This is a genomic window from Blastococcus sp. TF02A-30, assembly GCF_003319185.1.
Taxonomy (GTDB): Bacteria; Actinomycetota; Actinomycetes; order Mycobacteriales; family Geodermatophilaceae; genus Blastococcus.
Genome location: NZ_QOHJ01000003.1, coordinates 63,650 through 76,248, shown reverse-complemented (window position 1 = coordinate 76,248; position 12,599 = coordinate 63,650). Strand labels below are relative to the sequence as shown.

Genomic DNA, 12,599 nt, shown 5'->3' with positions numbered 1-12,599 from the left:
GGCGCGGATGGCGGTGGAGGAACGCCGCGCGGCCCTCGTCGACGCCGCGCTGCGGGTGATGGTGCGCGACGGGCTGGCGGCCGGCACGACCCGGGCCGTCGTGGCCGAGGCCGGGATGTCGCTGGCGAGCTTCCACTACGCCTTCTCCTCCCGGGACGAACTCCTGCAGGAGGTCGTGCACCGGGTGGTCGGCCGGGAGGTGCTGGCGGCGACGGCGGACCTCCGCCCGGAGGAGGGGCTCGCCGGCTGCCTGCGCCGCGCGGCGGCGGGTTACCTGGAGCACCTGGAGCGCGAGCCGGGCCACGAGCAGCTGATGCTCGAGCTGACGCTGCACGCCGTCCGGAACCCGTCCCTGCGACCCCTGGCCACGGAGCAGTACCGCGCCTACACGGCGGCGGCCGCCGGGCTGCTGGAGCAGGCGGCGGCGCTGACCGGGCGGCGCTGGGTGCGGCCGGTGCCCGAGCTGGCCCGGCTGCTGGTCACGCTGGTCGACGGTGCCACGACGACGTGGCTGGTCGACCGCGACACCGAGGCGACCCGGGCGGTCCTGGACGCCGCCGTGGAGCTGTTCGTCGCCGGGCAGGCGGAGCCCACCGCGTGAGCGCGGAGCCGGCGCTCCACGGGACCGCGGCCCCCGTGCGACCGGTGGGCCGGGCCTGGACGGCGCGGTTCGCGCTGGTGTGGCTGGGGATGTGGGCCGCCCAGCTCGCGCCGGTCCAGCTGCTCCTCCCGCTGCAGCTGGAGGACCTCGACCCGGTGCACAAGGTCCGCGACTTCGGCCTCGTCAACGGCGTCGCCGGCCTGGCCGCGCTGGTCGCGCTGCCGGTGTTCGGCGCGCTGTGCGACCGCACCCGCAGCCGGTGGGGACGACGGCGGGTGTGGGTGGCCGGCGGCGTCATCGGCTACGCGGTCGGGCTGCTGCTCACCGGCGCGGCCGGCAGCTGGGTCGCCGTCGGCGGCGCGTGGCTGGTCGCCCAGCTCGGCATGTACGCGGCGATGGCCGGCCTCACCGCGACGATCGCCGACCAGGTGCCCAGCGCCCAGCGCGGCACGGTGTCGGCCGCGATCTACGGCCCGCAGGCGATCGGCATCGTCGTGGGCCTGGGGCTGGTCACCGCCGTCGGCACCGGCGCCGGCCTCGCCTACGCGGCGCTGGCCGGGCTGCTGCTGGTCACCGCGGTCCCGTGGCTGCTGCGCGCCCGGGACGGCGAACCCGGCCCGGGCGGCCGGCCGGGATCGCTGGCCGGCGCGCTGCGCGCCACCTGGCAGGCGCCGTGGGCGCACCCCGACTACGCGTGGGCCTTCGGCGGCCGGCTGCTGGTCAACCTGGGAAACGCGCTGGGCACGACGTACCTGCTCTACTTCCTCACCGACGGGTTGCGCCGGCCCGACCCGGAGGCGTCGCTGCTGGTGCTCACGCTCGTCTACCTGGCCGCCACGGTCGCGGCGACGTGGGGCGGGGGAGTGCTGTCCGACCGCACCGGCCGGCGGCGGGTGTTCGTCGCAGCGGCGGCCGGGCTGCAGGCGCTGGCGTGCGCCGTCCTCGTCGTCGTCCCCAGCTGGTCGAGCGCGCTGGTGGCGGGCGTGCTGCTGGGCGCCGGCTACGGCGCCTACACGTCGGTGGACCAGGCGCTGGTCACCGAGGTGCTCCCGGACGCGGACGCCGCGGCCGCCGAGCTCGGCGTGATGAACGTGGCCGCGGTCGCGCCGCAGGCGCTGGCCCCGCTGCTGGCCGCGCTCGTCATCGCCTCGCTCGGCGGCTACGGCGTGCTGTTCTCCCTCGCGGGCGCCTGCACGGTGCTCGGCGCGGTGTCGGTCGCCCGGATCCGGTCGGTGCCCTGAGGCTCAGAGGTCGACGTCGGGTTCGCCGGTGCCGCCGATGCGGTCCAGCTCCTCGAGCTCCAGCGGACCGAGGACGCGGGCCCCGGCGAGCAGGTTCTCCTCCAGGTGGGCCACCGACGAGGTGCCGGGGATCAGCAGGATGTTGGGCGAGCGGGCCAGCAGCCAGGCCAGCGCGACCTGCAGCGGCGTCGTCTCGAGCCGCCGCGCGACCGTGTTCAGCGCCGCCGACTGCAGCGGGGAGAAGCCGCCCAGCGGGAAGAAGGGCACGTAGGCGATGCCCTCGCGGGCCAGTGCGTCGACCAGCGGGTCGTCGTCGCGGCGCACCAGGTTGTAGTGGTTCTGCACGCACACCACCGGCGCGATCGCCTGCGCCTCGGCCAGCATCTGCGGGGTCACGTTGCTGACGCCGAGGTGCTTGACCAGCCCCTCCTGCTGCAGCTGGGCCAACGCCTCGAACGGCTCGGCCAGCGAGCGCTGCTCGGGTGCGGCGAAGCCGGGCATGCGCAGGTTGACGACGTCGAGGGCGTCGACGCCGAGGTTGCGCAGGTTGTCCTCGACCGCGGACCGGAGCTCGTCGGGCGACAGCGCCTCCGGCCACCCGCCCTCGGGCGTCCGCCGTGCCCCGACCTTGGTCACGATGACCAGGTCCTCGGGGTAGGGGTGCAGCGCCTCGCGGATGATCTCGTTGGTCACGTGCGGGCCGTAGTAGTCGCTGGTGTCGATGTGGTCCACGCCCAGCTCGACGGCCCGCCGCAGGACGGCGACGGCGGCCTCCCGGTCGGCCGGCGGGCCCATCACGTGCGGGCCGGCGAGCTGCATCGCCCCGTAGCCGAGGCGGCGCACCTCCCGGTCCCCGAGCCGGTAGGTGCCTGACTGCTCCGCGGTGCCCATCGTCATGCGGCCTCCCTACCCGTGATCGGCGGGGTATGCGCTCCGGTCAGGCGGCGGCCGCGGAGTCGAGGACCGCGGTGGTCCGCTGGACGGGGGTGGCCGGCACCGCCCGCCGCCGGTGGCCGAGCGCGATGAGCGACGCGATGACGGCGCCGACGACGGCGAGGACGGCCCCGACCCACATGGGGGCGGTGAGGCCGAAGCCCTGGGCGATGAACAGCGCACCCAGCGCCGCCCCGATGGCGTTGGCGATGTTGAACGCGCCCTGGTTGGCGGCCGAGACCAGGCTCCCGCCGCCACGCACCTGGGCAGCCACGATCACGCCGTTCTGCACGACCGGGCCCATCGCGAACCCCACCATGCCGAACAGCACCAGGAGGACGACGGCGGCGATCGCGTTCTCGGCGACGAAGGAGAAGGCCGCCAGGACGACGGCGACGGCGATCATCCCGACGGCGACGAAGCCGAAGCCGTAGCGGTCACCCAGCCGGCCGCCGAGGAGCGTGCCGATCGTCGTCCCCACCCCGAAGAGCGCGAGCACGGGGGTCACCCCGTGCTCGGAGATGCCGGCCAGGTCGGTGAGGATCGGGGAGACGTAGCTGTAGACGGCGAAGGTCGCGGCGAAGCCGATCATGGTCAGGCCCAGGACCAGCCACACCTGGCCGCGGCGGAAGGCCGACAGCTCGGTGCGCAGGTCCGCGGGCTCGGCGTCGCCCCCCGGCAGCCAGGCGAGCAGACCGGCGATGGTGACCAGCCCGATGACCGCGATGGCGCCCAGGACGAGCCGCCAGCTGGTCTGCTGGGCGACCCACGTCCCGGCGGGCACGCCGATGACGTTGGCCAGGGTCAGGCCGGTGATCATCAGCGAGATCGCCTGGGTGGCGCGGGCCGGCTTCACCAGCCGCCGGGCGGCGATGGCGCCGACGCCGAAGAACGAGCCGTGGGCCAGCGCGGTGAGCACGCGGGCGGCGGCGAGGGTGCCGTACGTCGGGGCGAGGGCGGCGAGGGTGTTGCCGACGACGAACACGACCATGAGCGCCACGAGGGTCTGGCGCGGGGTGAACCGGAGGCCGAGGGCGGTCAACGTCGGTGCCCCCACCACCACGCCGATCGCGTAGGCGGAGATGAGCAGGCCCACGGCGGACACGGAGACGTCCAGGCCGTCGGCGATCTCGGGCAGCATGCCCATGACGACGAACTCGGTGGTGCCGATGCCGAAGGCGCCGATGGCCAGGGCGAGCAGTCCACGAGGCACGGGGGAACTCCAGGGGACGCGGGCGGAGGGAAGAGCCGGCGGACTGCGTCGTCCTGGTGGTGCCGGGCTGGTGCTTCTGCACGGTTGCAGCGGGCAACCGCGGTCGATCATGCCCCGTAGCGCCGTGGGGCTGCTCACAGGGGCGGGCGCGCTCGGTCGCGCGCCCGCCCCCGCGGCGGTCAGGGCTGCAGCAGGACCTTGACCGCGCCGTCCTTCTTCTCGCGGAAGTTGGCGTAGGCCTCGGGCGCCTGCTCCAGCGGGACCCGGTGGGTGGCGAAGTCGTCGACACCCAGCGGGTCGCCCTCGAGCAGCAGCGGCAGGATGTCGGGCACCCAGCGCCAGACGTTGGCCTGGCCCATGCGCAGCTGGATCTGCTTGTCGAACATCCGCATGAGCGGCAGCGGGTCGGTGGCCCCGCCGTAGACGCCCGACAGGGAGATGGTGCCGCCCCGGCGCACCGCCTCGATCGCGGTGTTGAGCGCGGCCAGCCGGTCGATGCCGGCCACCTGCATGACCTTCTCCATGATCGCGTCCGGCACGACCGCCGTCGCCTTCTGCAGCGCCGAGGCGACCGGCGACCCGTGCGCCTCCATGCCGACGGCGTCGATGACGGCGTCCGGACCGCGGCCGTCGGTCAGGTCGCGGACCCGCTGCACGACCTCCTTCTGCTCGGTCGAGTCGATGACCGTGATGCCGTTGGCGCGGGCACGGGCCAGCCGCTCCGGCACCACGTCGGAGGCGATGACCTGGCCGGCGCCCAGGTGCTTGGCGATGCGCGTGGCCATGTCACCGATCGGGCCCAACCCCAGGACGAGGACGCTGCCGCCCTGCGGGATCCCCGCGTACTGGACCGCCTGCCAGGCGGTGGGCAGCACGTCGGAGAGGTAGACGAAGCGGTCGTCCAGGGGGGCGTCGGGCACCTTGATCGGCAGCGTGTTGCCGAAGGGCACCCGCAGGTACTCGGCCTGGCCGCCCGGGACCTGCCCGTAGAGCTTCGTGTAGCCGAACAGCGAGGCGCCCATGCCCTGCTCGCGGTTCTGCGTGGTCTCGCACTGGGAGTTCAGCCCCTGCGAGCACATCCAGCAGGTGTTGCACGAGATGTTGAACGGCACGACGACGCGGTCGCCGGCCTTGACGGCCGTGACGTCGGAGCCCACCTCGCGCACGATCCCCATCGGCTCGTGCCCCATCACGTCGCCGACGGACATGAACGGCGCCATGACCTCGATCAGGTGCAGGTCCGAGCCGCAGATGCCGCTGGAGGTGATCTCGACGATCACGTCGGTGGGCTCCTGGATGACCGGGTCGGGCACCGTGTCCACCCGTACGTCGCCTCGGCCGTGCCAGGTCACTGCGCGCATGCGGAATCTCCCTCGATAGGGCCGTGGATCGGCCTCCTGAAGGGCCTTAGTGCCCCTTCGTGAGCTGGATCGCGCGACTTTCAACCAGTCGCGGCGAGTCCTTCACTGTGAGTAGTTCAGCGGGTACGCAGCGCGGAACGACAGCCGTGAGGTCTTGTGGTCCGCGCCACAAACCTGCGGGTGAATACCCCGTCGTGCAGATCACGAATCAATCACGGCGTGTTTACATGGGCCCCGCTCCTCTCCCCGGGGGCACGTGCAACGCCCCCTACGGAAGTCAGGTGCATGAGTTCGCTCCACCAGGACCGCCTCCTCGTCGAGGGTCCCGAGGTCGCCGCCGAGGCGACCGCTCCGGCCCCCACCCCGACCCGCGGCACCACCCGCCGCCGGACCACCGGGACGACCCAGGAGAGCCCTGCCTCGAAGGTCCCGACGCAGCGCCAGGGGAAGGCGCAGCAGCCGGAGGCCGCCCCGACCACGAGCACGGCCGCACCCCGTGCCAAGCGCCCCGCCGCCAAGACCGTCGCCGGAGCCGCGGGGTCGATCGCCGCCCGCGCCAAGGCCGCCGCCGCGTCCCCGGCGGCGAAGACGGCCGTCGCGAAGGCGGCCGGCGTCAAGCAGGCGACGGCGAAGGCCGCGTCCGCCTCGGCGCGCACCGCCGCCGCCAAGGTCGCCTCGACCCGCGCCGCCAAGAGCACCGCTGCCGGACCGGCTGCCGCCGAGCTCGCCGCCAAGCCGGTGGCCGCGAAGGCTGCGGCTGCCAAGCCCGCCGCGAGCCCGAAGGCCGCGGCTGCCAAGCCCGCCGCGACCGCGAAGCCCGCCGCCAAGCCGGTTGCCGCGAAGGCTTCGACTGCCAAGCCCGCCGAGACCGCGAAGCCCGCCGCGAAGCCGGTGGCCGCCAAGGCTGCGGTCGCCAAGCCCGCGGCTGCCAAGGATGCGGCTGCCAAGCCCGCGGCCGCGAAGGCGGCTGCTGTGGCGCAGCCCGCGGCGGTCGCGGCCGAGAAGCCGGTCGTCGTGGTCGAGCCGGTCGTGGTCAAGGCGGCGCCCGCCACGGCGGCTCGACCGGTCAAGGCCGGGCCCAAGCACGCCGCTCCCAAGCGCCGCGCGCGCAGCGCCGGCACCGAGGCCACGCCTGCGTGGCGTCCCTCGCCCCGCCCGCGCACCCAGCCGGCGCCTGCACCCGCCCACGCCGCCCCGGAGCTGCCGGTGTTCGAGCCGGTCGTCGCCGCGACGCCGGCCGTCGTCGCCGCGCTGCAGGCCGAGCCGGCCGACCTCGTCGCCCCGCTCGCCGAGGGCCGTCGCGGATGGGCCGCGAGCCTGCTGGCCGCGGCCGGGCGTCGTCCCACGCTGTACCTCGCCGCCGCGCTCGTCAGCGCCGTGAGCCTGGGCCCGGTCCTGGCCACGGAGCCCGCCTCCGGCGCCGGCACGTCCAACGCCAGCCACGCGGTGAGCGTCGCGGAGCAGCTCGGCCTCGAGGCCGCGGCGCCCGTGGCCTCCGCCGAGGAGTCCACCCAGCGCCTGGAGCAGCTCGTCGCCAGCCGGACCGAGCGGGAGTCCGCCGAGACCGCGGCCGCCGACGCGCAGGCCGAGGCCGACCGCCTCGCCGCCGAGGCCGCGGCGGAGGCTGCCCGCCCCAAGGCGGTCCTCCCGGTGAACGGCGCCCGGCTCACCAGCGGCTTCGGTGCCCGCTGGGGCACGCTGCACGCCGGCATCGACCTGGCCGCGCCGATGCACACACCCGAGTACGCCGTCATGGACGGCGTGGTCCTCGAGGCCGGCCCGGCCAGCGGCTTCGGGCTCGCCGTCTACATCCAGCACGACAACGGCGACGTCACCGTCTACGGCCACATGGACGAGATCCTCGTCCAGGCGGGCCAGGTCGTCCGCGCCGGCGACACGATCGCGCTGCTCGGCAACCGCGGTCAGTCCACCGGTCCGCACCTGCACTTCGAGGTGCACGTGGGCGGCATCGACGGGCAGAAGATCGACCCGCTGCCCTGGCTGCGGGACCGCGGCATCCAGATCTGACGCCGCACCACCGACGCGACGCGCCCCCTTCCGGGAGAACCCGGTAGGGGGCGTCGTGCGTGCGGCAGACTTGCAGGCACGACGCGAGCGGCGGGAGGAGGCGGGCGTGGGGCACGACCACGCGCACGGCGCGGGCACCGCGGCCGGCGGCCACCGGGGACGGCTGGCGCTCGTCCTCGGTCTCACGCTCGCCGTGCTCGTCGCCGAGGTCATCGGCGCCGTGGTCTCGGGCTCCCTCGCGCTGCTGGCCGACGCGGGGCACATGGCCACCGACGCCGCGGGCATCGCGCTCGCGCTGGCGGCCGTGAGCCTGGCCCAGCGGCCGGCCCGTGGACGGCGCACCTTCGGCTGGCAGCGGGCCGAGATCCTGGCCGCCGTCGCCAACGGCCTGCTGCTCGTCGGCGTCGCGGGCTACGTGCTGGTCGAGGCGGTGCGCCGCATCGGCGACCCGCCCGAGATCGGGTCGGGGCTGATGCTCGCCGTCGCCGTCGTCGGCCTGGTGGTGAACGTCGGCTCGCTGGCGGTGCTGCACCGCGGCAAGGGCGAGTCGCTCAACCTGCGCGGCGCCTACCTCGAGGTGCTCGCGGACGCGCTCGGCTCGGTGGCGGTCATCGTGGCCGCGCTGGTCATCGCCGCCACGGGCTGGACGCCGGCGGACACCGTGGCCTCCCTCGCCATCGGCGTGCTGGTGCTGCCGCGCGCCTGGCACCTGCTGCGCGAGGCGCTCGACGTCCTGCTGGAGGCCGCTCCGCGGGGGGTGGACCTCCGGCAGGTCCGGGAGCACGTCCTCGGCATCGACGGCGTCCTCGGCGTCCACGACCTGCACGCGTGGACGATCACGTCGGGGTTGCCGGTCCTGTCCGCCCACGTCGTCGTCACCGACGAGGCGCTCGCCGACGGGCACGGTGGCCGGGTCCTGGACGCGCTCTGCGAGTGCCTCGGCGCCCACTTCGACATGGAGCACTGCACCTTCCAGCTGGAGGCGCCGGCCCACGCCGGTCACGAGGCGCCCGTCCACGACTGACGGAGGCCCCGTTCCGACCCCTCCAGGGGGTGGGACAGTGGACGCCGACGGAACAGCGCGGATCGGAGGCGTTCGGTGGACCACGGTCACCACTCGGGCATGTGGGTGCCCGACGAGCCGCCCACGTGGGGGCGGGTCTTCCTCCCGCACCTCGACGGCTGGTCGGTGCTCGCCGTCCTGAGCCTCGTCGGTCTGGTCGGCTACCTGGTCGCCGTCGTCCTGCTCCGCCGCACCGGCGTCACCTGGCCGTGGTGGCGGACGGCGTCCTGGATCGTCGGCACGCTGTCCCTCTTCGCCGTCACCGGCACCTGGCTCAACGGCTACAGCATGGTGCTGTTCAGCCTGCACATGGTCCAGCACATGGTGCTGGCGATGATCACGCCGCTGCTGCTGCTCCTCGGCGCCCCGGTGACCCTGGCGCTGCGCGTCCTGCCCCGGGGCAAGGGGACGGCGGGCACCCCGCGGGCGCTGCTGCTCGGAGCGCTGCACAGCCGGTTCGGCCGGTTCGTGTCCTCACCGATGTTCACCGTGCCGCTGTTCATCGCCAGCCTCTACGGCATCTACTTCACGCCGCTGTTCGACTGGCTGATGGGCAACCCGGCCGGTCACCAGTTCATGCTGGCGCACTTCGTGGTCACCGGGCTGCTGTTCTTCGGGCCGATCATGGCCCAGGACCCCTGGCCCCGGAACCACGGTCACCTGGCCCGGATCCTCGAGCTGGTCATCCCGGTGCCGTTCCACGCCTTCTTCGGCGTGGCGGTGATGATCGCCAGCACCCTGCTCGTGGACACCTTCGCGAACCCGCCGGAGAGCTGGGGCGTCGACCCGATCGGCGACCAGACCGTCGCCGGCGGGATCGCCTGGTCCTTCGGTGAGCTGCCGACGGTGCTGGTCCTCATCGTGGTCGTCGTCTCGTGGGCCGGGTCCGACGAGCGCCGGGCCCGCGCGCTGGACCGGGCGGCCGACCGCACCGGCGACGCCGAGCTGAACGCCTACAACGCCCGGCTCCGGGCGATGGCCGACCGCGGCGCCTGACGCCGGAACGACCGCGGCCCGCACCCCCGAGGGGATGCGGGCCGCGAGCCTGCTGCCCTTACCCGACGTGGACGACGGCGTCGCCCTCGGCGGGCAGGTCCTCCTTGGTCGCCTTGATCAGGAAGGCCGAGACCAGGGCGCCGGCCACCAGCAGGACCGAGGCCCACGTGAAGGCGGTCGTGTAGCCCTCCACCTGCGCCGTCAGCCCGACGGTCGGGTCCTGCGGGTCGGCGCCGGAGGTCAGCGCGTCGGCGGTGTAGGTGCTGATCGCGGCCACCGACAGCGAGGCCAGGACGGCGGTCCCGACGGAGGCGCCCACCTGCTGGGTGGCGTTGAGCATGGCGCTGGCCGCACCGGCGTCGTGCACGCCCGCGCCGACCAGGGCCAGGTTCGACAGCGGCACGAAGGTGAAGCCGAGGCCGAGGCCCAGCAGCAGCTGCCCCGGGAACGGCACCTGCCAGAAGCCCGTGTCCAGCCCGACGAACGACAGCGTGAACAGCCCCGCCGCGGCGAGCACCCCGCCGAGCACCATCAGCGGCTTCGGACCGATGCGCGGGACGAGGGCGCTGGCGGCGCCCGCGGAGATGAAGACGCCGAGGGTGGTCGGCAGGGAGGCGAGGCCGGCGACGACCGGCTCGTACTCCAGCACCTGCTGGAAGTACAGGCTGAGGAAGAAGAACGCGCCGATGAGGCCTGCCCCGACCAGGGTGGAGGTCAGGTACGCGCCGCCGCGGTTGCGGTCGAGGACGATCCGCATGGGCAGCAGCGGGTTGCGGGTGCGCAGCTCGACCAGCACGAACAGCGCCACCAGCACCAGCCCGGCGACGATGAACAGCCATGCCGGGCCGTCGCTCCAGCCGCTGTCCGGGCTGATCAGGGTGGGGGAGCCCTCCGCCGCGGCGCGCGCGTTGGCCGCTGCGGCCTCGGCGGCGTTGGTCTGCGACGCCTCGGCGACCCGGGTGAAGCCGTAGACGATCGACGCCAGGCCCAGCGTGATCAGGACGGCGCCGGGGATGTCGTACCTCGTGTCACCGGGGGCCTTGCTCTCCGGGACGAACGGGATGGCCAGCACGATGGCCAGGAGCGCCACCGGCAGGTTCACCCAGAAGCACCAGCGCCAGTCGGCGTACTCGGTCAGCACGCCGCCGAGCAGCAGGCCGACCGCCGAGCCACCGCCGGCGATGGCGCCGTAGACGCCGAAGGCCTTGGCCCGCTCCTTCGGGTCGGTGAACAGCACGGTGAGCAGGGCGAGCGAGGCCGGCGCGAGGAGCGCGCCGAAGACGCCCTGCAGGGCGCGGGCACCGAAGAGCATGGCCTCGTTCTGCGCGAGGCCGCCCAGCGCCGAGGCGACGGCGAAGCCGGCGGCGCCGACCAGGTAGGTGCGCTTCCGGCCCCAGAAGTCGGCGATGCGGCCACCGAGGAGCAGGAAGCCGCCGAAGGTCAGGGTGTACGCGGTGACGATCCACTGCTGGGAGGCCGAGCTGATGCCCAGGTCCTCGGTGACCGCGGGGAGCGCGATGTTGACGATCGTCGCGTCGAGGATCACCAGCAGGACGGTCATCGCGATGATGCCGAGCGCCAGCCAGCGGCGCTCGTAGGGCTCCTCGGCGGGAGCCGGCGCGCCGTGGGCGGCGGAGGTCGGGGTCGGGTCGGTCACGGAGTCCTCATCGGTCTGCGGGGAAGGGGTGTGGACGTCGTCGGCCGGTGCAGAAAGTAGCGGCCTGCGACGATGGCGTCGTGCCCGTTTCGGTGGTGTTCACCTCGGACACGCACGTCCCCAAGCGGGCCCGTGAGCTGCCTCATTCCCTGTGGCACCTGATCGAACGAGCCGATGTCGTCGTGCACGCCGGCGACTGGGTCGACGTCGCCCTCCTCGACGAGTTCGAGCGCCGCTCCCGGCGGCTGCTCGCGGTGCACGGGAACAACGACCACGGCGCGCTGCGCGAACGGCTGCCGGAGGTCGCCCGGGCGGAGATCGAGGGCATCCGGTTCGCCGTCGTGCACGAGACCGGCGACGCCAAGGGGCGCGAGGCGCGCTGCGCGGCCCGCTTCCCGGACGTCGACGTCCTGGTGTTCGGGCACAGCCACATCCCGTGGGACACGACCGCCGACGGCGGCTTGCGGCTGCTCAACCCCGGCTCGCCGACCGACCGCCGCAGGCAACCGCACGGCACCTTCCTCACCGCCGTCGCCGACGCGGGGCAGCTGCGCGAGGTCACCTTCCACGCCGTCCCGCCGCGCACGTGAGCGCCCGGCCCCCGCTACCGCCCGCCGCGGTGGCGCTGATGGCGTGCCCGGTGTGCGCCGAACCCCTCGCGGCGGTCGACGGCGGGGCCGCCCTGCGCTGCCCGGTCGGGCACTCGTTCGACCGTGCCCGGCAGGGGCACGTGACCCTGCTGCCGCCGGGCCACCGGGCACCGTCGGGCGACTCGGCGGGGATGGTGGCCGACCGGGTGGAGTTCCTGGCGGCCGGTCACTACGCCGGGATCAGCGCGGCCCTGGCCGGGGCCGTCGTCGCGGGCGGGGGAGCCGCGCCGACGTCGGTCCTGGACCTGGGTGGCGGCACCGGCCACCACCTCGCCGCGGTGCTCGACCGGCTGCCGGGGGCCGCCGGGGTCGTGCTGGACTCCTCGCCCTACGCCGCGCGGCGGGCGGCGCGGGCGCACCCGCGCGCGGCGGCGGTCGTGGCCGACACCTGGGCACGGCTGCCGGTCCGCGACGGCGCGGTGGACCGGGTGCTCGTCGTCTTCGCGCCGCGCAACGGCCCCGAGATCGCCCGCGTGCTCGCCCCGGCGGGGGAGCTGGTGGTGGTGACGCCGGCCGCCGAGCACCTCGCGGAGCTGGTCGGGCCGCTCGGCCTGCTGCGGGTCGACCCGGACAAGGCCGACCGGCTCGCCGCCTCGCTGGAGCCGCACCTGGAGCCGGTCGCCTCGGGGGTGCACCGCGAGGAGCTGCGGCTGGACCACGCCGCCGTGGCCACGCTCGTGGGGATGGGGCCGCACGCCCGGCACGTCACCGCGGAGGAGCTGCGCGGGCGGATCGCCGTCCTCCCGGACGTGGTCCCGGTCACGGTCGCGGTGGATGTGGCCCGCTACCGCGCGGCTCCCGGCGCGCCCGGCACGTCCCGGAGGGGCGGCGCCGGAGGGCCCGTCTAAGCTGCCAG

Annotated in this window: 11 protein-coding genes; 7 read left to right on the top strand and 4 right to left on the bottom strand. The window is 74.7% G+C overall.

The annotated features are described in order from the left end of the window. Positions 1-7 precede the first annotated feature (7 nt). Positions 8-601 carry a TetR/AcrR family transcriptional regulator gene (locus tag DQ241_RS07420; RefSeq protein ID WP_147252347.1) on the top strand — a complete coding sequence of 198 codons (594 nt, stop codon included), beginning with the start codon at positions 8-10 and terminating at the stop codon, positions 599-601. Continuing rightward, a complete protein-coding gene (locus tag DQ241_RS07415) occupies positions 598-1,842 on the top strand; it encodes an MFS transporter (RefSeq protein WP_233492290.1) in 1,245 nt (414 codons plus the stop codon). The genes DQ241_RS07420 and DQ241_RS07415 overlap by 4 nt, the downstream gene beginning before the upstream one ends. A 3-nt stretch (positions 1,843-1,845) precedes the next feature. Here DQ241_RS07415 and DQ241_RS07410 read toward each other — a convergent pair whose 3' ends face one another. The 3 genes from DQ241_RS07410 to DQ241_RS07400 form a co-directional block, all read right to left on the bottom strand. Beyond that, a complete protein-coding gene (locus DQ241_RS07410; RefSeq protein WP_113829556.1) occupies positions 1,846-2,739 on the bottom strand; it encodes an aldo/keto reductase family oxidoreductase in 894 nt (297 codons plus the stop codon). Between the two features lie 40 nt (positions 2,740-2,779). Further along, positions 2,780-3,988 carry an MFS transporter gene (locus DQ241_RS07405; protein ID WP_113829555.1) on the bottom strand — a complete coding sequence of 403 codons (1,209 nt, stop codon included), beginning with the start codon at positions 3,986-3,988 and terminating at the stop codon, positions 2,780-2,782. A 179-nt stretch (positions 3,989-4,167) separates the two neighbouring features. Then, positions 4,168-5,349 carry a zinc-dependent alcohol dehydrogenase gene (locus DQ241_RS07400; RefSeq protein ID WP_113829554.1) on the bottom strand — a complete coding sequence of 394 codons (1,182 nt, stop codon included), beginning with the start codon at positions 5,347-5,349 and terminating at the stop codon, positions 4,168-4,170. A gap of 285 nt (positions 5,350-5,634) precedes the next feature. On the opposite strand from DQ241_RS07400, the gene DQ241_RS20840 reads away from it, so the two are divergent. From DQ241_RS20840 to DQ241_RS07385, 3 genes are all read left to right on the top strand, one after another. Further along, a complete protein-coding gene (locus tag DQ241_RS20840; RefSeq protein WP_199584186.1) occupies positions 5,635-7,377 on the top strand; it encodes a M23 family metallopeptidase in 1,743 nt (580 codons plus the stop codon). Positions 7,378-7,483: 106 nt separating this feature from the next. Then, positions 7,484-8,401: a cation diffusion facilitator family transporter gene (locus DQ241_RS07390; protein ID WP_113829553.1), complete on the top strand. Its 918-nt coding sequence runs from the start codon at positions 7,484-7,486 to the stop codon at positions 8,399-8,401. A 75-nt stretch (positions 8,402-8,476) separates the two neighbouring features. Then, positions 8,477-9,436, top strand: coding sequence for a cytochrome c oxidase assembly protein (locus DQ241_RS07385; protein WP_113829552.1), 960 nt, complete (start codon positions 8,477-8,479; stop codon positions 9,434-9,436). A 58-nt stretch (positions 9,437-9,494) separates the two neighbouring features. On the opposite strand, the gene DQ241_RS07380 is transcribed toward DQ241_RS07385, so the two are convergent. Further along, positions 9,495-11,093: an MFS transporter gene (locus DQ241_RS07380; protein WP_113829551.1), complete on the bottom strand. Its 1,599-nt coding sequence runs from the start codon at positions 11,091-11,093 to the stop codon at positions 9,495-9,497. Positions 11,094-11,173: 80 nt separating this feature from the next. Here DQ241_RS07380 and DQ241_RS07375 point away from each other — a divergent pair, with 80 nt between their 5' ends. Together DQ241_RS07375 and DQ241_RS07370 are read left to right on the top strand one after the other, a co-directional pair. After that, entirely contained in the window at positions 11,174-11,683 is a 510-nt protein-coding gene (locus DQ241_RS07375) for a metallophosphoesterase (protein WP_113829550.1), read from the top strand. 38 nt (positions 11,684-11,721) lie between these two features. Then, positions 11,722-12,591 carry a putative RNA methyltransferase gene (locus DQ241_RS07370; protein WP_113829931.1) on the top strand — a complete coding sequence of 290 codons (870 nt, stop codon included), beginning with the start codon at positions 11,722-11,724 and terminating at the stop codon, positions 12,589-12,591. The last annotated feature ends 8 nt before the right edge of the window (positions 12,592-12,599 follow it).